17 protein-coding genes and 1 pseudogene are annotated in these 20,240 nt (G+C 67.4%); 6 read left to right on the top strand and 12 right to left on the bottom strand.

Translation table 11 applies throughout. The features are described from left to right. Positions 1-3 precede the first annotated feature (3 nt). The 4 genes from ACUXH0_RS01595 to ACUXH0_RS01580 all read right to left on the bottom strand — a co-directional run bounded on the left by ACUXH0_RS01595 (position 4) and on the right by ACUXH0_RS01580 (position 7,159). Entirely contained in the window at positions 4-1,455 is a 1,452-nt protein-coding gene (locus ACUXH0_RS01595) for an efflux transporter outer membrane subunit (protein WP_182593570.1), read from the bottom strand. Next, positions 1,452-2,771, bottom strand: coding sequence for an efflux RND transporter periplasmic adaptor subunit (locus tag ACUXH0_RS01590; protein ID WP_182593571.1), 1,320 nt, complete (start codon positions 2,769-2,771; stop codon positions 1,452-1,454). The genes ACUXH0_RS01595 and ACUXH0_RS01590 overlap by 4 nt, the downstream gene beginning before the upstream one ends. Continuing rightward, complete coding sequence (locus tag ACUXH0_RS01585; RefSeq protein ID WP_182593572.1) at positions 2,764-5,970, bottom strand: efflux RND transporter permease subunit; 3,207 nt, start codon at positions 5,968-5,970, stop codon at positions 2,764-2,766. Before ACUXH0_RS01585 ends, ACUXH0_RS01590 begins: the two co-directional genes overlap by 8 nt. A 328-nt stretch (positions 5,971-6,298) precedes the next feature. Then, a complete protein-coding gene (locus ACUXH0_RS01580; protein WP_182593573.1) occupies positions 6,299-7,159 on the bottom strand; it encodes an SDR family oxidoreductase in 861 nt (286 codons plus the stop codon). A gap of 159 nt (positions 7,160-7,318) precedes the next feature. On the opposite strand from ACUXH0_RS01580, the gene ACUXH0_RS01575 reads away from it, so the two are divergent. The 6 genes and pseudogenes from ACUXH0_RS01575 to ACUXH0_RS01550 all read left to right on the top strand — a co-directional run bounded on the left by ACUXH0_RS01575 (position 7,319) and on the right by ACUXH0_RS01550 (position 11,455). Then, positions 7,319-7,810, top strand: a complete 492-nt coding sequence (locus ACUXH0_RS01575) for a DUF421 domain-containing protein (RefSeq protein ID WP_182593574.1) — start codon at positions 7,319-7,321, stop codon at positions 7,808-7,810. 35 nt (positions 7,811-7,845) lie between these two features. After that, positions 7,846-8,112 (top strand): hypothetical protein, encoded by a 267-nt coding sequence (locus ACUXH0_RS01570; RefSeq protein WP_065851621.1) that lies wholly within the window; start codon positions 7,846-7,848, stop codon positions 8,110-8,112. 7 nt (positions 8,113-8,119) lie between these two features. After that, entirely contained in the window at positions 8,120-9,391 is a 1,272-nt protein-coding gene (locus ACUXH0_RS01565) for an Nramp family divalent metal transporter (protein ID WP_182593575.1), read from the top strand. 96 nt (positions 9,392-9,487) lie between these two features. Beyond that, positions 9,488-9,676: pseudogene (locus ACUXH0_RS01560) on the top strand (alcohol dehydrogenase catalytic domain-containing protein); the annotation flags it as partial. Between the two features lie 149 nt (positions 9,677-9,825). After that, positions 9,826-10,548: a PIG-L deacetylase family protein gene (locus ACUXH0_RS01555; RefSeq protein WP_004632598.1), complete on the top strand. Its 723-nt coding sequence runs from the start codon at positions 9,826-9,828 to the stop codon at positions 10,546-10,548. Next, positions 10,532-11,455: a glycosyltransferase family 2 protein gene (locus ACUXH0_RS01550; RefSeq protein ID WP_182593576.1), complete on the top strand. Its 924-nt coding sequence runs from the start codon at positions 10,532-10,534 to the stop codon at positions 11,453-11,455. The genes ACUXH0_RS01555 and ACUXH0_RS01550 overlap by 17 nt, the downstream gene beginning before the upstream one ends. A 34-nt stretch (positions 11,456-11,489) precedes the next feature. On the opposite strand, the gene ACUXH0_RS01545 is transcribed toward ACUXH0_RS01550, so the two are convergent. The 8 genes from ACUXH0_RS01545 to ACUXH0_RS01510 are packed head-to-tail and all read right to left on the bottom strand — an operon-like array spanning position 11,490 to position 20,206. Beyond that, entirely contained in the window at positions 11,490-12,512 is a 1,023-nt protein-coding gene (locus ACUXH0_RS01545; RefSeq protein ID WP_182593577.1) for a UDP-glucuronic acid decarboxylase family protein, read from the bottom strand. Next, positions 12,509-13,501 (bottom strand): glycosyltransferase, encoded by a 993-nt coding sequence (locus ACUXH0_RS01540; RefSeq protein ID WP_182593578.1) that lies wholly within the window; start codon positions 13,499-13,501, stop codon positions 12,509-12,511. The genes ACUXH0_RS01545 and ACUXH0_RS01540 overlap by 4 nt, the downstream gene beginning before the upstream one ends. Then, on the bottom strand, positions 13,498-14,643 hold the full coding sequence (locus ACUXH0_RS01535; RefSeq protein WP_004632606.1) for a glycosyltransferase family 9 protein: 1,146 nt from the start codon (positions 14,641-14,643) through the stop codon (positions 13,498-13,500). Before ACUXH0_RS01535 ends, ACUXH0_RS01540 begins: the two co-directional genes overlap by 4 nt. Further along, positions 14,640-15,692 (bottom strand): glycosyltransferase family 2 protein, encoded by a 1,053-nt coding sequence (locus ACUXH0_RS01530; protein ID WP_024974363.1) that lies wholly within the window; start codon positions 15,690-15,692, stop codon positions 14,640-14,642. The genes ACUXH0_RS01535 and ACUXH0_RS01530 overlap by 4 nt, the downstream gene beginning before the upstream one ends. Continuing rightward, a complete protein-coding gene (locus tag ACUXH0_RS01525; RefSeq protein ID WP_182593579.1) occupies positions 15,689-17,515 on the bottom strand; it encodes a carbamoyltransferase family protein in 1,827 nt (608 codons plus the stop codon). Before ACUXH0_RS01525 ends, ACUXH0_RS01530 begins: the two co-directional genes overlap by 4 nt. A 53-nt stretch (positions 17,516-17,568) precedes the next feature. After that, positions 17,569-18,780, bottom strand: a complete 1,212-nt coding sequence (gene waaF, locus ACUXH0_RS01520) for a lipopolysaccharide heptosyltransferase II (protein WP_182593580.1) — start codon at positions 18,778-18,780, stop codon at positions 17,569-17,571. Beyond that, on the bottom strand, positions 18,777-19,454 hold the full coding sequence (locus tag ACUXH0_RS01515) for a D-glycero-alpha-D-manno-heptose-1,7-bisphosphate 7-phosphatase (protein WP_024974360.1): 678 nt from the start codon (positions 19,452-19,454) through the stop codon (positions 18,777-18,779). Before ACUXH0_RS01515 ends, waaF begins: the two co-directional genes overlap by 4 nt. Further along, positions 19,445-20,206 (bottom strand): SDR family oxidoreductase, encoded by a 762-nt coding sequence (locus ACUXH0_RS01510; protein WP_182593581.1) that lies wholly within the window; start codon positions 20,204-20,206, stop codon positions 19,445-19,447. Before ACUXH0_RS01510 ends, ACUXH0_RS01515 begins: the two co-directional genes overlap by 10 nt. Between the last annotated feature and the right edge of the window lie 34 nt (positions 20,207-20,240).

Raw genomic sequence — 20,240 nt, 5'->3', positions numbered from 1 at the left:
GGCTTACCGCTTGGCCGTTGGCGTTGGCGTGGCGATCACGTGGTTCCAGTCGCCGCCCACCGCCTTGACGAGAAACACGCTCGTCGTCATCTGCTGGCCGAGAATCTGCACCGCCGTGCGCTGGTTGTTCAACAGCGACTGCTGCGCGGTGATCACGTCCAACGAGGTTGCGAGCCCGCCCTCGTAGCGCACGCTGGCAATGTCGTAGACCTTGCGAGCGCTTTCCACGGCATGGCGCGCCTGGGTTGCCGCACGGTCCAGCGATTGCAGCCCGGCCAGTCCATCTTCCACTTCCTGCAACGCTCCCAGCACCGTCTGCCGGTAGTTGGCAATCGCGCCCTGGTAGGCCGCATTGGCAAAGTCCACGCGCGCCCGCGTGCGACCCGCGTCAAACACCGTCTGGGCGATCTGCGTGCCGAACGACCACAGCAGCGTCGGCGCAGAAAACAGCAGCGCCAGATCGCGGCTTTCCCAACCGGCGCCGCCGTTGAGCATCACGCTCGGGAAGAAGGCAGCGCGCGCCACGCCCACTTGCGCGTTGGCAGCAGCGGCGCCGCGCTCTGCTGCGGCCACGTCGGGGCGGCGTTCGATCACGTCGGACGGCAGCGCCACCGGAATTTGCGGTGCCGCGCCCTTGAGCGGAATCGGATCGATGTGGAAGGCGGGTGCGGGTGTGCCGACCAGCGTAGCGAGCGCGTGTTCGTACTGCGCGCGTTGCTTGGTCAGCAGTTCGGCCTGCGTGGCCGTGCTGTCGACCAGCGCCTGCTGCTGTGCCAGATCGAGCCCCGACGCAACGCCGTCCTGATGTCGTGAGGTGACGAAATCGAGCGCCTTGCTCTGCAGTGCGAGCCCTTCCTGCACCACGGCGATTTCCGCGTCGGTCTCGCGCAGGTTGTACCAGGTGGTGGCAACCTGCGCGGCAAGCAGCAGGCGGAAGTTCTCGACATTGGCGCCGGCCTGCGCTTCGCTCGCGGCGGCGTTGGCGACGGTGTTGCGCACGCGGCCGAAGAGATCGGCTTCGTAACTCACGTCGGCGCGCAGCACGAAATCGCTCTGCACCGTCGACATCGTCGGGCTTGTGTACGACGAGAGCGGCCGTTCCGAGGATGTGCGCGACCGCGTGTCGTTGTTGGCGGCTGTGATGGTCGGCAGCAGGCTGGCACGGGCCACGCGCGTCTGCGCCTGTGCCTGCACCAGGTTCGACAGTGCCACCTTGAGGGATTGGTTTTCCTGCAGCGCCTGCGTGATCAGCTTGTCGAGCTGCGGATCGTTGAAGCGCTGCCACCACGGGCCTTTGGGTGCTGCATCGGCAGGTTGGGCGGCGCGCCAGGGCGCTTCGGTCTGCCAGTGCGCGGGCATGTCCATGGCCGGGCGCTCGTAGGTCGGCGCGAGCGAGCAACCGGCCAGCGAGACGATCAGCGAAGCCGCCAGCGCTGGGGTTCGCAACCGCGTCATGATGCGTGCGGCGCGGAAGCCGCCGGTGCCGATGCGGGGGCCGGGGCCGGTGTGACGATGGTCACCACTTCGCCTTGCTCGATGGAATCGGCCGGGTTGAGGATCAGCGCGTCGTTTGGCTTGAGGCCCGAGACGATCTCTACCGTGCGGCCGTAGTCGCGGCCAATGGTGACCGGGCGCAGCTCGACTCGGCCGTTGTCTGCGACGGCGATGCGTGGGCCTTCCTTGCGGAAGAGCAGCGTGTTGGTCGGCACCAGATAGGCCCCCTGCGCGTTGGCACCCGCATCGTCGCCGGACGTTTTGCCCTTGATGGCGACTTGCACATACGCGCCCGGCAGCAGGTGGCCGTCCTTGTTGGGCAACTGCACTTCCACCTGCATGGTGCGCGTGGTGGCGTCGATGGCGCCGGAGGCGCGCGCGATGGTGCCGTGGAACGTTTGGCCGGGCAGCTCTGCGAGCGTGACGGCCACATCCTGCCCAACCTTCACCTGCTGCGAATACGCCTGCGGCACATATAGGTAGATGCGCAGCGGATCGGTCTGCGCCAGGGTGAACAGCTCGCGGTTGGCGCCCGCATTGCCGGCGTTGACGAGCGCGCCGACATCGACATTGCGCTTGGTCACCACGCCCGCAAACGGGGCCACTACCCGGCGGAAGCCTTGCAGTTCCTGCAGGCGGCGCACATTGGCTTCGGCAGCGGCCAGGTCGGCCTGGGCCTGATTGGCAGCGCTGGTGCGCTCGTCCAGTTCCTGCTGAGAGACGGCATCTTTCTGGCGCAGGTTCTGCCAGCGCGTAAGCGAGGTCTGCGCCAGCGCCTTGCGTGCGGCGGCCTGGTTGCGTGTGGCTTGCGCCTGGTTCAGTTCCTGGTCGATTTCCGGGGTGTCGAGCAGCGCCAGCACTTCGCCCTTGTCGACGTGGGCGCCGATGTCCTTGAACCAGCGCAGCACGTAGCCGCTGGTGCGCGCATAGATGGGCGATTCAACGTAGCCCTGCAGCGTGCCCGGCAGCGTCAGCTCGCGGTTGGCGCTGGCCGGTTTGGGAGCGGTGGTGGTGACGTAGCGGCTGGTCTGCGCACTCACCTGGCGCTCCAGCGCGTGCGCGTTGTAGTAGCGGCCCACCAGCGTGCGCGCGGCGCCCAGCGCCAACAGCACCGCCACCACAATCACGACCCAGTGTGCGCGCCGCATGGCGGGGCCGCGGTCCACCTGTTCGATCGGGTCGACCGTGACGACGTGGTGCGGCGGGCCGTCCGCGAGGTGCCCAGAATGCGGCCCCGAATGCGCCCCGGAATGGGCACTGGATGTTTGCTCAGACATGTCCTTCGCTTCCCCGCAAATCGTGACTCCGCCGTGCGGCGCGCCGCTGCAATCTGTTGTGCACGCTGGCAAACACCACCGGAACAAAGAAGAGGGTCGAGACGGTTGCAAACAGCAGACCGCCGATCACCGCGCGCCCCAGCGGCGCGTTCTGTTCTGCGCCCTCGCCAAGGCCCAACGCCATGGGCACCATGCCGATGATCATCGCCAGCGCCGTCATCAGCACCGGGCGCAGGCGGGTGGCGCCGGCTTCCAGCGCGGCCTGCACCGGCGCGATGCCTTCGGCCAGGCGCTCCCGGGCAAACGAGATCAACAGAATCGAGTTGGCCGTTGCCACGCCCATCGTCATGATCGCCCCCGTGAGCGACGGCACCGACAGCGTCGTTCCTGTCACGAACAGCATCCACGCAATACCTGCCAGCGCCGCCGGCAGGGCCGTGACGATGACGAGCGGGTCGATCCACGACTGGAAGTTCACGACGATCAACAGGTACACCAGCACGATCGCCATCACCAGTCCAACGCCCAGGCCGACGAACGACGATTCCATCGTCTTCACCTGACCGCGCACCGTGACCTGCGCGCCGCGCGGCAGCCTCGGGCGGATGTCGTCGACGGCTTTCTGCACTTCCTTGGCGACGGCGCCCAGGTCGCGGCCCTGCACGGCGGCGTACACGTCCACCACGGGGGTGATGTCGTAATGCGAGACCACCTGGGGTTGCACCCCGGGGCTGACCTGCACGAGGTTGCCCAGCAACTGCGGCCCCCCTGCCTGTGCCGCGCCACCACGTGAGCCCGCCACCGGGGTGCGCAGTAGCGCGTCGAGGGAGTCGACGCGGTATTGCGGGCTTGTAACGGCCACCTGGTACACCACACCGTTGATCGGGTTCAGCCAGAACGTGGGTGAAGTCTGGAAGCTGGAGCTGAGCGACACCAGCAGGTTCTGCGCCACGTCGCGGCCTTCGAGCCCGACCTGCTGGAGGCGCGTGCGGTCCATGTTCAAGGCCAGCGTGGGCTGGTCGAAGCGCTGGTGTACGTGTGTATCCACGGCGCCCGGTATTTGCTTGATGCGGTTGGCCAGCATGCCCGCGAGCTGCTTGTTGGTGGCCACGTCGGCGCCTGAGAACTGCACGTCGATGGCCGACGGCAGGCCGAAGTTCAGGATCTGGCTGACGATGTCTGCGGGCTGGAAGGCGAATTCCACGCCGGGGAACCGCTTCGGCAGTTCTTCGCGCAGGCGCCGGATGTATTCGGCGCTGGGTTTGCGCTCGCCCTCGTGCAGGGCGATGAGGATTTCGCCGTCCAGCGTGCCGATGGTGCCGGCGTTGCTGTACGACAGGTTGATACCCGAGTTCGGAACACCGAGGTTGTCGAGAATCGTCGACAACTCGTTCTTGGGAATGATCTGCCGGATGGCCGTCTCCACCTCGTCGGCCAGGCGTGCCGTCTCTTCAATGCGCATGCCCGACGGTGCACGCATGTGCAGACGGATCTGGCCCGCATCCACATCGGGGAAGAAGTCTCGGCCGAGCACCAGGAACAGCGCGCACGACGCCACGCAGAAGCCCAGGAACGACAGTGCAAACACGCGGCGGCGCTCCAGCAACCCGCCCAGGACGGCGGCGTAGTTGCCGCGCATGTGCTCGAACTGGCGATTGAATGCCTCGTAGATGCGGCCGAATGTGGTCAAACGTGGGCCAGGCTTCTTTGCGTCGTCGGTGTGGCCGGTCATGAGCATCATCACCAGCGTCGGCACGAGCGTGCGCGAGAGCACATACGACGCCAGCATGGCGAAGATCACCGCTTCGGCCATCGGCACGAACAAATAACGCGCCACGCCCGTGAGGAAGAACATCGGCACGAACACGATGCAGATGCAGAGGGTCGACACGAAGGCCGGCACGGCAATCTCGGCCGCGCCGTCCAGGATGGCGGTGACGGGCGCCTTGCCTTCGTGCAGATGGCGCTCGATGTTCTCGATGGTGACGGTGGCGTCGTCCACCAGAATCCCGACCGCGAGCGCCAGCCCACCGAGCGTCATCAGGTTGATGGTCTCGCCCAGCAGATGCAGCACGATGATCGACGAGAGGATCGACAGCGGAATCGACACCGCAATGATGGCCGTGCTGCGCCAGTTGCCGAGGAACAGCAGGATCATGGCGGCGGTCAGGCACGCGGCGATGATCGCCTCGCGGATCACGCCTTCAATGGCCGCTTTCACGAACAGCGACTGGTCGAACAGCGGCGTGATCTTCAAGTCTTGCGGCAGGGCAGCGGCCGCGGCCGGCAGGAGCTTGTGGATGTTGTTGACAATATCGAGCGTCGACGCGCCGCCATTCTTCAGGATGGACAGCAGCACACCGCGCTGGCCGTCCTGGCGCACCACGTTGGTCTGCGGCGAGAAGCCGTCGCGCACATGGGCCACATCGCCCAGGTAGAGCGTGGCGCCGTTGCTGGTCTTGACCGGAATCGCGTTGAGCGCGGCAATGCTGCCCGGCGTGCCGTTGAGCGTGACGCCGTATTCGGTGGCATCGATCTTTTGCGTGCCGGCGGGCAGGATCAGGTTCTGCGCGCCCACCGCGTTGACGATGTCCACGGGCGTCAGGCCCTGCGCCAACAGTTTCTGCGTATCGAGATCGACCGTGATCTGCCGGCTCTTGCCGCCATACGGGAACGGCACGGCGATGCCGGGCACCGTGATCAGGCGCGGGCGCAGGAAGTTCACCGCCGCATCATTGAGTTCCTGCTCCGATAGCGTGTTGCTCGACAGCCCCAGTTGCAGGATCGGAATGCTCGACGCTGAATACTTGATCACCAGCGGCGGCGTCGTGCCCGGCGGCAACTGCCGCACCTGCGCCTGCGTGCTCGCCACGATCTGCGCGAGTGCGGTCTGGATGTTGGCGTTGGGCTGGAAGAAGACCTTGATGATCGACACGCCGCCCAACGATTGCGACTCGATATGCTCGATGTCGTTGACGGTGGTGGTCAGGCTGCGCTCCGTGACAGACACGATGCGGTCGGCCATCTCCTTGGCGGGCAGGCCGTTGTAGTTCCAGATGATGCTGGCGACCGGAATGTCGATTTCCGGAAAGATGTCCGTTGGCGTACGCATGAGCGTAAACGGCGTCGCCAGCAGGATCAGCAAGGCGAGGACGATGAACGTCAGCGGCCTTCGCAGCGCGAGTTGGACAATCCACATGGAGGCGTTTCAGAACCGCGGTGCGTTGATTGGGGGACGAAGACCGCTCGAACGGCGGTGACCAGTCATTCTATCGCCGAGGGGTGCCGATCAGAATGTTCCTATGATCAGACTTTATTACATTGCATAACGGCGGCTGCCAGGGCAACTGAAGGGCGGCGCCAATCGACGCCGAAAGTGGCTTACGAGAAGGCGGGGCGCAGTCGGAGGCGCCCGACGGGGGGGCGCGATTCAGCGACGGGGGCGGAACCGCGGGTCAAGACCATGGACACTGGGCGGCCCCGGAGGTGGCGGATTGATTTGGCGTTATGCGGCGGGATGTGTTCCCTCACCCGTTGACGATTTCGCCCCCGTTCGGATGCAGCGTCTGCCCCGTCATGTAGCTCGCATCGGCCGACGCGAGAAAGATGTAGCACGGTGCCACTTCATCCGGCTGGCCGGCCCGGCCCAGAGGCTCCTTGCTGCCGAATTTGGCGACGTGCTCGGCGTCGAAGGTGGACGGAATCAGCGGCGTCCAGATCGGCCCGGGCGCCACGGCGTTCACCAGGATGCCTTTCTCCGCCAGTTGCTGCGCGAGCGAGCGCGTGAACGCCACGATAGCGCCCTTGGTGGCGGCGTAGTCCACCAGGTGCCCGCTGCCGCGAAACGCCGTGACCGACGTGGTCGTGATAATGCGTGCGCCTGCATGCAGGTGCGGCAGCGCGGCACGGATCAAATAGAACATCGCAAAGACGTTGGTGCGGAACGTACGTTCCAGTTGCGCCGCATCGATGTCGGCCAGGCTTTGCCGCGGGTGCTGTTCCGCCGCATTGCTCACCACGATGTCGATCTTTCCAAAGGTGGCGACCGCCTGCGTGACGACCGCGCGGGCGTGTGCTTCGTCGCCCAGGTCGCCGGCAATGGCTTCGCAGCGGCGGCCGGTCGCGCGTACGAGGCGGCAGGTCTGGTTGGCGTCGTCGTGTTCGTCCAGGTAGGCGATCAGCACGTCGGCGCCTTCCTTGGCGAAGCCGATGGCGACGGCACGGCCGATGCCGCTGTCGCCGCCGGTGACGATGGCCACCTTGTCTGTGAGCTTGCTGCCGCCGATGTAATTTTCCATCTCGGCTTGCGGGCGCGGCGTCATCTCGCTCTCCGTGCCGGGCTGGCGGTGCTGATGCTGTGGCGGTTGCTGTTGGGGTTGGTCGGGCATGGCGGGCTCCCTATAAAAAAGAGTGGATACCCCGGCTTTCAGCACGCGGTATGCCATTGCGCTCGGACGTAGCGTGAGGTGGAGTCTTGGCCGCATGCACTGCGGCACGCCGCTTGCTCTCCTGGTTGAACAGACTCCACATCGACGACGGGAGGCGCCATGGACACGCTGCTGTTCCTGTTTGGCGAAGGCAAGGATCTCAACCCGCTGCAAACCGCGATGCGCGCGGTGGTGGTGTTCGCCATCGGCCTGGCGCTGGTGCGCTTATCCGGCCGGCGCTCGTTTGGGCAGCGCGCGCCGTTCGATTTCGTTGTCGCCGTGTTGCTTGGGGCAACGCTGAGCCGCGCGATCGTCGGGGCGTCGCCGTTCGTGGCCACGGTGTCGGCGTCGCTCGCCCTGGTAGCGGTGCACCGTCTGCTGGGTTGGGCGTGCGTGCGGCTGCCCAAGCTCGATAGGCTCATTGCTGGCCGCGAACGCGAGGTCTATCGCGAAGGCCGCTTCAACCAGGGCCAGATGGATGCGGCGCTCATCACCGTAGGTGATGTGCAAGAGAGCGTGCGCCAGACCTTGGGCTCACGCACGCTGGACGATGTGGAGGCCGCCATCCTGGAGCGCAACGGACAGGTCAGCCTGATCCGCAAGCGCCGCTGATTTTGCACACCCGCACACGCACACCGGAGCCGACCATGCGAGACAAGCAACACAAGGAAAACCGAGACGCAGAACAACGTCAGGCCGATTGGGAACAGGCCGATTCGCACCGCAAACCGGGCGACCGGCCGGCCAATGCGGAAGTGGGCCGCACCGGCAGCACCGCACCCAAACCGCAGAGCCGGCACGACACGCTGCGCCGCATGCGTCAGAGGGGGGGGCCGCCGGGCATCACGCGAGACAGGCTGCTCGACCCCGGCGAGCAGATGCCAGACGCACCGCCCACCGACAACCGCAGCTAAGCCCAGCGTGCCCGCTGCAAACGACACCCCGTGGTACCGCCGGCTGGGGCCCGGCTTCATCACCGGTGCGGCGGATGACGACCCGAGCGGCATCGCCACGTATGCACAGGCCGGGGCACAGGTCGGCACGGCCATGCTCTGGACGCTGTTGCTCACGCTGCCCCTGATGATCGCCATCCAGCTCGTCAGTGCTCGGCTGGGGCGGGTGTCTGGGCAGGGCGTGGTCGCCAACATTCGGCGGCATCATTCGCCGTGGCTGGCGTATGCGTTCGTGGCGCTCGTCACGGTGGCCAACGTCATCAACGTGGGTGCGGACATTGCGGCCATGGGCGACAGCGTGCGGCTGCTCGTGGGCGGCGCCACGGCGTGGTACGCCTGCCTGTTTGCGGTGGTGACGCTCGTGCTGCAAATCTGGATGCCGTATCGGCGGTATGCGCGCTATCTGCAATGGATTGCGTTGTCGCTGCTCGCGTACGTTGCCACGGCGTTTGTCGTGCAGGTCGACTGGGCGCGTGCACTGCACGACACCGTGGTGCCGCGGATGCGGTGGTCCAAGGACTATGCAATGACGCTTATCGCGGTGTTCGGCACCACCATCAGCCCGTATCTGTTTGTCTGGCAAGCCGCGGGCGAGGTCGAAGAAACACGGCTGGCCGAAGACGAAGCACCCCTCAAGAAAGCGCCGTGGCAGGCGAAGGACCAGCTCGCACGCATCCGCATCGACACCACGGTCGGGATGGCGGTGTCGGCGCTTATCGCCTTCTGCATCATGCTGACGGCCGCCTATGCGCTGCACACACACGGCATCACGCAAATCGAAACCTGTGCGCAGGCCGCCGAAGCGCTCAAGCCGGTGGCCGGCCGCTTTGCGCAGATGTTGTTTGCGGTGGGGGTGATCGGCACGGGGCTGCTGGCGGTGCCGGTGCTGGCGGGGTCTGCCGCCTATGCCGCAGCGGAGGCCTTCAAGTGGCATAGCAGCCTGGAAGCCAAGGTGCACCACGCGCCCAAGTTCTACCTCTTCCTGACACTGGTGATGGCCGCAGCCATGGTGATGGTGTTCCTGCCCATCGAGCCCTTCAAGTTGCTGTATTGGGCCGCCGTGCTCAACGGCGTGGCCGCCACGCCGGTCATGGTGATGCTGCAGTTGATGTCGCGCCGCAAGGCGGTGATGGGGCCGTTTCGCAGCTCGCCGCTGCTGCATGGCACCGCCTGGGTGGCGACGCTGTGCATGTGCGCCAGCACGCTGCTGTTCTTCGTGCTGGCCGCGCGAGGTTCCTGAAAAAACAACCGGCTGCGGCGCAGGCACCGCGGTTGCGTGTCTTGGGCGAAACCGCGCTTCCGGCGCGGTGTCCAGTTCACCAACCAGGGGTCAATCATGAAAGCGGTTGTATTCCACGGCATCGGCGACATTCGTCTGAGAGACGTGCCCGAGCCGACACTGCGCGAGCCCACCGACGCCACCGTGCGCCTGAGGGCCAGCGCCATCTGCGGGACGGATCTGCACTTCGTATGCGGCACCGTGGGCCGCATCCTCGGCCACGAAGGCGTGGGGAGGGTAGTGGAGGCGCTCGGCGACGGTCTGGCGGTGGGCGCGCCGATGGCGGGAGCGCTCGATGCCTGCCTCGCCTTCGATACGCGCGAGCCAGGCCGGTTGAAGGTCAAGCTTGACCCGCACGCGACTGACGGCGCTCGCACGCCCCGCGCCTCCCGCGCATGAGCCGGGCGCTGCACGATCGCGTCGCGAGCCTCGGCCCGGTGCTGGTGATCTCGCCGCACTTTGACGACGCGATCTTCTCGTGCGGTGCGTTGCTGGCGGCGCATCACGGCAGCCGCACGGTCACGGTGTTTGGTGGCGCGCCCGAAACTCCGGTCTCAACGACCTGGGACCAAGAAGCGGGCTTTGCCGATTCCAACCAGGCGGTGGCCGCTCGCCGGCTGGAAGATGCGCAGGCCCACGCGCAGGTCAGCGCCACGGTGCATCACCTCGGTTTTTGCGACAGCCAGTACGGGCAAACGCCCACCGTGGCCGAACTGGAGCGTGCCTTATACCGGCTGGTGGAAAGACGCACGGCAGATGCGGTGTTCGTACCGCTGGGGCTGTTCCACAGCGACCACGTACTTGTGCACGAAGCGGCGCTGATGCTGCTGCGCAAGCTGCCGCAGCGGCTCTGGATCGGCTATGAGGACGCGCTGTACCGGCGTGGGCGCGGTGCCGTGCAGGACCGCATCGTTGCGCTGGCCGCGCAGGACATCGTGGCCACGCCGGTATCGCCCCTCACAGCCGTCGATGGCCGTCAGAAGCGTCGCGCCGTGGCCTGTTACGCCAGTCAGCTGCGCGCGTTCGGCCCCGGCGGCGTGGAGGACCTGCACCAGCCCGAACGTTTCTGGCTACTGGAACCCAAGCAAGGAGAACCCGATCATGCAACCGCTGGATGACGCCCGCAGTGCGCAGGCACCGTGTTCCGTCGTCGTGCTGACGTACAACCGTGCAGCCACCGTGCTTGAAACGCTTGGCAACCTCGCCGCGCTCGATGAACCGTGGCCCATCGTGGTGGTGGACAACGGCTCGACCGACGGCACCGCCGATCAGATCGCCGCGCGCTTTCCCGACATCACACTCGTCCGGGTGCCGCGCAACTACGGTGCGGCGGGTCGCAACTTTGGCGTAGCGAGCATCGATACGCCTTACGTGGCTTTCTGCGATGACGACACCGCGTGGTTGCCCGGTTCGGTGGCACGCGCGGTGGATGTGCTGCAGCGGTATCCGTCGGTGGGCGTGGTAGCGGCGCATGTCGTGGTCGGGCCCACGCGGCGCGACGACACGGCGTGCGAGCCCATGGCCACCAGCACGCTGCCTTCCGACGGCTTGCCGGGTCCCGCACTGCTGGGCTTCATGGCCGGCGCCTGCGTGGTCCGCACACGCGCCTTTACCGAGGCCGGCGGCTACCGGCGCGACCTTTTTATCGGCGGTGAAGAAAGCGTGCTCGCGCTCGACTTGGTCGACGCGGGCTGGCGCATCGTCTACTGCAGGGAGGTGGTCACGCACCACAACCCATCGCCGGTGCGTGATGTGACACAGCGGCGTGCACTGCTGGCGCGCAACGAGTTGCTGAGCGCCTGGCTGCGGTTGCCGCGGGATCTCGCCTGGCGAGTGACGGGCCGCGCCATCCGCGCGATGGCCGAACAGGGCGTGCTGGCGGAGGCGTTGCCCGCCGCGCTGATGCGGCTGCCGCGCACCTTGCTGCATCGGCATACCGTGCAGCCGACGACCGTGGCGCTGTGGCGGCAGATGGATGCTGACCGCCAGCGCCGCCGCGCCATCCCCACACTGTCGATCGGCTAACCCGATTTCAGAAGAGCGCCCGCGAAGGCCGAGGTCAGGCCAGCGCGGGCATCGGCGCCAGGAAGAACTGCTGCCGGAAATACTCCACCGTACGCGCCAGCCCGACTTCAAGCGCCGTGCGGGGCTCCCAGCCAAGCGCCTCGCGGGCGAGGGTGATGTCGGGGCAGCGCTGCGTCGGGTCGTCTTGCGGCAGCGGGTGGAAGACGAGTTCCGACGTCGAGCGCGTGCAAGCCACAATCTGCCGCGCGATGTCGAGCATGCTCATTTCTACCGGGTTGCCCACGTTGACCGGTCCCGAAAAATCCGCCGGCGTGTTCATCAAGCGCACCAGCGCGTCGATCAGATCGTCCACGTAGCAGAAGGCGCGTGTCTGGCGGCCATCGCCGTAGAGCGTGATCGGGTCGCCGGCCAAGGCTTGCATGATGAAGTTGGAGACGACGCGCCCGTCGTTCGGGTGCATGCGCGGGCCGTAGGTGTTGAAGATGCGCGCCACCTTGACGTCCAGGCCATGCTGGCGGCGGTAGTCCATGAACAGTGTCTCAGCGCAGCGCTTGCCTTCGTCGTAGCACGAGCGCACGCCGATCGGGTTGACGTTGCCCCAGTAGCGTTCGGTTTGCGGATGTTCATGCGGGTCGCCGTACACCTCGCTGGTGGAGGCCTGCAGAATGTGTGCGCCTACCCGCTTGGCCAGCCCCAGCATGTTGATCGCACCGTGCACGCTCGTCTTGGTGGTCTGCACGGGGTCGTGCTGGTAGTGGATCGGTGAGGCCGGGCAGGCCAGGTTGTAGATGTCGTCCACTTCCACATACAGCGGAAAGGTCACGTCGTGGCGCAGCACCTCGAAGCGCGGATGGCCAAGCAGGTGGGCGATGTTGCGCTTGGTGCCGGTGTAGAAGTTGTCGACGCACAGCACATCGTGCCCGTCGCGCAGCAGGCGGTCGCACAGGTGCGAGCCGAGAAAGCCCGCGCCGCCGGTGACCAGCACGCGGCGCTGGTCGCGCCAGTGGTGGTGCGGCTCGGGGTGGCCGGGGTGGTGTGCGTCTCCGTGGTGTCTCATGCCGCCTCCTTCTTGTTTTCCATGACGGTGGCAAACGCGTCCAGCCAATCGGCGACGAAGCGGTCGATGCCGAAACGCGTGCGGGCCGTCTCGCGTGCTGCGTCGCCCCAGCGGCGGGCCAGGGCCGGATCGCGCAGCAGCGTCTGCATGACACCGGCCAGCGCTTCGGGGCTGGTATCGACGTAGCCGTTGTGGCCGTTGCGAATGACCGTGCTCATCTCCGTGGTGGCCAGGCCGACAATCGGCATGCCGACGGTCATGGCTTCCACCACCGCCAGGCCCAGGCTGGTGTAGCGGATGGGGTTGAAGAAGAAGCGGTAGCGCGCGCAGAAGGTGGGCAGGTCGAGGTTGCCCACTTCGCCGATCCCGCCCGCCGCTTCCGCGCCCATACCGACCAGGTCAAGCGGCACGTGTTGGCGCAGCGACTGGACCACGTCCGCACCCAGCCGGCGCCCCCGCTTGTGCAGGTGGTTCACGACCACGATGCCGCGCTCCAGCTCGCCGGTGTAGCTGGCCGGCACGGGCAAGTGCACACCGTGCTCGATCACGCGTGCCGGGGTGATGCCGCTGTCCCACATCAACGCATTGAACGGCGTTACATGCACCAGCAGCACGTTCGGGTCTTGCACCCAGTGCCGTGTATTGGTGGGGTGTTCCTGCGGCGGATCGTGTTCGAGATAGATCGTCGGCAGCGCCCGCTGCGCGGCACTGAGCACCGACAGGCGATCGTCTTCCCACTGCGCGCGGGACTGATACAGCACCGCATCGAAGTGCTGCCCGGCAACGGCATCGAACGGTACTTCGTGCACGTTGTCACCCCAGGGCAACACGCCGACCTTGCCCGCATAACCCGGCGGCACGCGGCCTGAGGCATCGGGCGGCCGCGTCACGAGATAGAAGTCGTGCGGCACCTGCGACAGGTAGTACAGGTAGTTGCCGTGCACGTGCCACGTCAGGATGCGCAGGCGTTGTCGCGTGGGGTGGGTCATGAGGTCGAATTCTCGATCGTGTGCGATGCGGTGGGAGCGTCGGCGGCTTGCGGTGCATGCGATGCGCGCAGGTGCAGATCGGGGTCGAACAGCGCGGCATACGCGGCGTCGAGCAGTTCGTGCACCGTCACATCGCGCGCGCATTCGTGCCCGGTGGGGCACGTCCAGTGCATGCAGGGCCGGCATGGCGGATGCGCGGCCAGCACGCGGTGCAGCGTGCGGTCTGCCGGCGCCCAGCGCTCCACGTCGCTGCCGCAGGCAATGACCAGGCTCGGCGCCCGCACCGCCGCCGCCACGTGCGACACGCCGGTGTCGTTGCAGATCAGCAGGCGCGCCAGCCGCAGCAGCGCAGCAAGCCCGCCAAGCGAGGTTTGCCCGACCACCGAGGCCGCACGCTGGCGCATGTGGCTGCGGACCTCTTCAACGAGCGCCGCCTCCGAAGGCGCACCCGTGATCACCACATGAAAACCGCTGACGATGAGCGTGTCGGCCACCGCAGCAAAGCGCTCCGGCCACCAGCGCCGCGTGGGCATGCGGGCGCCGGGGTGCAGGCAGACGAGGCGGTCGCGGTCCAGCGCGTGGTGGCGCAGCAGGGCAAGCGCTTCGGCATAGTCGTCGCGCATGAGCGGAAAGTCGGGCGTGGCCGGCACGGCCGGCGCCCCCAGGTGATTAAGCAACGCCAGCAGGCGCTGCGCCTCAGGCAACTGCGTCGGCCACGGGAGCAACCCCGGATCCGGCTGCCGCGGGATCACGCCATTGGGTTGGAATCCGAACACATGGTGCGCACCAAACTGCCGGACCACTTCCGTCGATTGCGGTCCGCTGCCGTGCAGCTGGATGGCGACATCCAGGCAGCGTGCCCGCATGCCGGCATAGAACGCGTGTGTCGCCTCTGCATCGCCAGGCCCGGCTTCCGGAAAGCCGTCGCCGCCCGGGAACGCGACAAAGTCGTCGAGCAGATCGGCATAGCGCTCTTGGAACTGGCGCGCCCACGGCAGGCCCACGAGCGTGATGTGCGCCTGGGGCGCGGCGGCCCGCAAGGCGTGGAGGGCGGGCACGGCGCACAGCATGTCGCCGAGTTGCAAGGCGCGAAAGACGGCAATGCGGCGCGCGCCGCGCAAAAGTTCAGCAGCGGGCGTCATAGGAACCAGACCCGGAAATGCCACGCACCGCGCAAGCGCCAGTACAGCGCGAGCGGCGGGATGGCGATGGACGTCCAAAACATTTCCAGCACATGCCGCGCGGTGTGTGCGGTGCCCCGCAGCCGCATGGCGGTGAAGCGCAGCGTGAGTGCCAGCCACACCACAGCGGCCGCAGCGGCCACCCAGGGCAGGTGCGCGGCCAGCGCGGCCACTGCAACCACCACGGCAGCCCCCACGCCGTAGTAATGCCACGGCGGCACCGGCCGGATGCGCGTGCGGTAGAGCCGGGAGTGCTTCTTGTAAAGCAGCGCGTCGTAAAACACCTTGCGCTGCTGCGACACGCTCACGCCCCACGGCGCCGGCCGCACGGGGTGGTGCATCAAGGCGCGCGGCGCCTGCACGATGCGCCCCCCTGCATCGAGAATGCGGAACTGCAGGTCGGAATCTTCCCGCCACGCGAGCCGGAAGCGCTCGTCAAAGCCGCCGACACGCTCCAGCATCGCGCGCCGTACAAAGCAGTTGGCGGTGACGAATTCGGCCCGGGTGAGGCCGCTGGCATCGCGCTCGTAGTCCGTCGGACGCTCGGGCAACGGCATGCGGACTGCGCCGGTGGCGGCGTCGGGCGGCTGGTCGCTCTCAGGGCCACTGGCGCCCTCGGCAGTGGTCATGATGCGCCAGCCTTCCGCGAGCCACGTGGGCGCCGGAATGGTGTCGTCGTCGGTGAAGGCGACGATGTGACCGGTGGCGGCGCGCCAGCCGCGGTTGCGTGCGGCGGCGGGGCCCTGCGTTTCGCGCACAGGCACGTACTGCACGCGCCAGCCGGGGGACGCTGCGGCAAAGCCGTCCACGACCGCGCGGGTGGCGTCGTCCGGGCCGTCGTCGGCGACGACCAGTTCCACGCGGCGCGCGTCGAACGTCTGCGCGCGCAGGCCGTCCAGGCAGCGTTGCAGCATCTGCGGCCGTCGCCATGTCGCAATCACGACGGACATGGCTGGCGCCCCTTGCACGGGGGTCACCGACGACACGTCAAACGGCATCGGCTGGTTCATGCGACCCCCGCCAGGCCTGGGACGCGCCGCAGCCCGTCGACATTGCGTACGGCGCCGTCTTCCTGGGTCTGCGATTGCTCCGGGCGCAGGGCCGTCTTGCGCAGCAGGAACGGCCCGATCACCAGCGCGTCGAGCGGCGAGGTCCAGAACGATTCCACCGCATCGCGGGGGCTGCAGACCATGGGCTCGCCGCGCGTATTGAACGACGTGTTCACCAGGATCGGCACGCCGGTGCGCCGCTCGAACGCCGCCAGCAGGTCGTAGTACAGCGGATGCTGGCGCCGGTTGACGGTCTGCACGCGCGCGGTGCCATCAACGTGGCGCACGGCCGGGATCTGCGTGGCGCGGTCTTCCCGCACATCGAAGATGAACAGCATGAACGGTGCGGTTTGCGCACCGACAAACCAGTCGGCGGCGCGTTCTTCCATCACCACCGGAGCGACGGGGCGGAAGTCCTCGCGGTCCTTGATCTCGTTCAGCCGCGCCTGCATGTCGGCGGGGATGGGCGAGGCGAGGATGGACCGCGCACCCAGCGCGCGCGGGCCGAACTCCATGCGCCCCTGGAACCAGCCGATCACCTGGCCCTGCGCCAGCAGCTCGGCGGTCTGCTCGGCGATGTTGTCCAGGCGCTCGAACGGCAGCTTTGACCACGCGAGGAACTGCTCGATCTCTTCATCGGCATACGACGGGCCGAGATAGGCGTGGTCCATTTTCCACAGGCGCTGTTTGTTGCCGCGCGTTTGGTAATCCGTCCACAGCGCGGCACCGAGCGACGTGCCGGCATCGCCGGCTGCCGGCTGCACCCAGACGTTTTCGAACGGGCCGCGGTCGCGGATGCGCGCGTTCATTACGCAGTTGAGCGCCACGCCGCCGGCCATGGCCAGATTGCTTGCGCCGGTGGCCTGATGCAGCCACTGGCTCATCGTCAGCACCGTCTCTTCCAGTACCTGCTGGAGCGAACGCGCAATGTCAAAGTGGCGCGGTTCCATCGGGCCGCCACGCTGTCGCGGCGGGCCGAAACGTTCTTCCAGCCGCAAAGGGGCCACGGTGTAGCGGCCGTCGGTCTCGACCCGCACCATCTCGTGGAATGCGTCGACATAGCGGGGCGCTCCGTACGACGCCAGCGCCATCACCTTGTATTCGTCCGACGAACGCAGAAAGCCCAGGTAGTCCGTCACCTCTTCATAGAGCAGGCCGAGGGAGTGTGGCAGGTCCACCTGCTGCAGGCGTGTGTATTCGCCGTTGCGGAAGAGGCCGTAGGACGTGGTCGCGCGCTCGCCGCGTCCGTCCATCGTGAGCACGGCACAGTCGTCGTAGGGCGCCGCCAAGAATGCGCTGGCCTCGTGCGCCAGGTGGTGCTCGACAAAAGACCAGCGGAACGGCCCGGTGTGCTTCACGTTGGCGAAGCGCGCCCGCAGATGATGCGGCGCGCCGTCGGCCAGCTGGCGCGGGGCGTTCAGCACGTACGACAGAAACAGCGGATCCCACGGCGCGGCGCCGGGCGGCAGATCCATTTGCGCCGACGGCTGCAGTGGCAGCGCGATATGCGTCTGCGCCTGCAGGTCGGTCAGCAAGGCCGGGTCGAGCGAGTAGGCGACCTGGTCCACGCGCGCCAGGTCGATGCCGGCCTCGGCCAGGCAGTAATCGATGGCGTGATACGGCAACTGCCAGGTGGAAAACGGCACCGGCCGCTTGGCGTGCTTGACGTGCGTGAAGCGTTCGTCTTCAGCGGCGGCAATCACCACACCGTCACGCACCAGCGTGGCGGAAGAATCGTGATACGCCGCGTTGATGCCGAGGGTGTAGAGCGGTTTGGCTTCCATGCGGGGGCTCCATCAATCGCGTTAGGCAATACAGGTCAGGGTCATGGGCAAACTCAAGCGACCGGCGTCGGCGCGTTCGACGCCGCTAGCGCAGCGGCAGCGGGTGCGGGCCACAACGCCCGCGCCACGCGCGACGACTGCCATAACGGGTGCGCCGCCGCGACGACTTCCTCTTCCGTCACGCCGGTCAGACACGCCTGATGGCCGAGCGGGCACACGCTGCGGTAGCAATAGCGACACGGCACCTGATGCGAGAGCACCGCGTGCGGCACGGCCCACGGCGTGTGCTGGGGATTCGTCAGCGCGTAGAGATCGACCACCGGTGTTTGCGTGGCCGCCGCCAGATGCACAGGGCCGCTGTTGTTGGACACCAGCAGCGCCGCACCTTCAATGAGCGCCGCCAGTTCCCCCAGCGTGAGCGCTCCGGCCAGGTTCAGCACGCGCTGCCCCGCGATCAGTCCGGGCAGGCACACTTGCTGCACCAGTTCCGCTTCGGCCGGCGCGCCGGTCACCAGCACCGGACACCCATAGCGGTTTGCGAGCGTGCACGCGATGTGCGCGAAGCGATCGGGCGGATAGCGCCGCGACGCGGCGGTCGCGCCCGGATGCAGCACGATCCACGGGGTATCCGTAGTGACGCCTCGCTCGGCCAGCTTGGCGCGCACGGCGTCGCGGTCAGCCGGGCGGACGTCGAAGCGCAGCCGATGCGGCAGATGTGCGGCCTCGTCGGTCACGTGCTGCACGAGGTCCAGCTGGCGGCGCACCTCGTGGCGTACGTCGCCGGGCGCAGTGGCGGCAATACGTGCATCGGGGTCGGCAATCCAGTCGGACAACAGCGCGTACGGGTTCTCTCGGCAGTGCGCAAGGCGCAGCGGAATGGCCGCCAGGAAGCACAGCATGGCGGCCGGCAACGGGTTCTGCGTGTGTACGGTAAAGATGACCGCCGCGTCGAATGCGCCGTCGCGCAGGGTGTCGACCAGCGCGCGGGTCTGCTCGGCGTCTGCCGTGTTGGCGTGCTTGGCCCATGGCACATCGCAGACGATCACGTCGTCGATGTCGGACAGGTGTGGCGCCGCCGTGGCCCCCGAGCGCGAGGTCAGCAACGTGAGATGACGACTCGCGCTGCGGGCGCGCTCGTCGGCCTTGAGCGCGTGAAAGGCCGGCGTGGTCATCACCACGTCACCCAGGTTGTCCGGCCGCACGCACAGAATGCGGCTCGCGTTGGCCCACACCGCGCGGCGCTCGGGAATGCCAGCTGCGATCATGCAACCGCCCTCAGGTGCTGCGCGGACGCTGCGGACGAAGCGGCCGGTGCGGGCGACGCTGGCGATACGTACGAAACGTGCGTAAGGTGCCGCGCCTGCTGCGCAATCACGATGGCGGCAGCCTCGTCAAAGCGGCCGACGATATAGTCCGGCACGCGCAGGGGCCCCGGCTGCCACCGGGTTTCGTTGCCGTTGGCGATGAGGATGGTCTGGCAGCCCGCGCGGCGGCCCGCTTCGACATCGTTGAGGATGTCGCCGATCATCCACGAACCTTCCAGCGCGAGGCCGTGCGCGGCGGCGGCTTGGCGCAACATGCCATCGCCGGGCTTGCGGCAGGCGCAATGGAGGCTGCCGTCAGCGGCCGGCGCATGCGGGCAGAAGTAGAAGCCGCCCAGCGTGGCGCCGTGCAGCGCAAACAGCTCGCCGAGCCGCTGCGCCACGCCGTCCAGCGCATGCTCGGGAAAGTAGCCCAGCGCGACACCCGGTTGATTGCTCACCACGATGAGCGGCAAGCCGGTGGCGGCCAGCAGCCGCAAGCCGTCGCCGGCGCCGGGGGCCAAGGCAATGCGCGCGGGGTCGACGTTGTAGGGCACGTCTTCCAGCAGCGTGCCGTCCTTGTCGAGAAAGACGGCCGGGCTCGGCCGCGCCTGCAAGGGCCCGCACATCACGGCCATGACGTCTCCCGCATCGGCAGCACCATCACTTCCGGGATGACCGTCTCGGGTGGTTGCAGCAGCACGAAGCGCACGGCGGCGGCCACGTTGGCCGGGTCCTGCAGGTTGCTCACATCGATATCGGGAAAGCGGTCGAGCAGGAACGGCGTGCGCATGCCGCCGGCAATCACCGCAGAGACCTTGATGCCGTGCGGGCGCAGCTCGGCATGCAGCGCATGCGACAGCCCCAGCAGCCCCCACTTGGTGGCGTGGTAGACCGACGCATTCGGCCACGCGCGGCGCGATGCGGTGGACGCGATGTTGACGATGGCGCCGCTCGCGCGCTTGCGCATTTGCACGCTGGCGTGCTTGGCCAGCAGGAATGGGCCGCGCAGGTTGGTGCGCACCACGCGGTCCCAGTCTTCGACGTTCAGTTCGTCGATGGGCAGCGTGATATCGATGGCCGCGTTGTTGATGACGGCATCCACGCGGCCAAAGCGGTCGACCACTTCATCGAGCGCGCTGCGTACGGCGGCTTCATCGCCCACGTCCAGCGCAATGGCGTGCGACTGGCTGCCCTCGGCGATCAGCTCGGCGGCGGTGCGATCGGCGGTGCCGGCATCGTAGTCGGTGGCGACCACCGTGGCCCCTTCGGCAGAGAGCACGCGGCTGATGGCGGCGCCCAGCCCACGCCCCGCGCCGGTCACGATGATGACCTGGTCGCGCAGCGTGGGTGTGGTGTTGGGGTTCGAGTTCAAATCGGTCTGGGTCATGGCGGCGTGAAGAGGGAAGGGTGGGAAGAAATCC

The sequence above is a fragment of the Ralstonia sp. 110700041-2 genome (assembly GCF_056280165.1).
The sequence above is the reverse complement of the archived record's forward strand: the minus strand, read 5'-3'. Positions and strand labels throughout refer to the sequence as shown.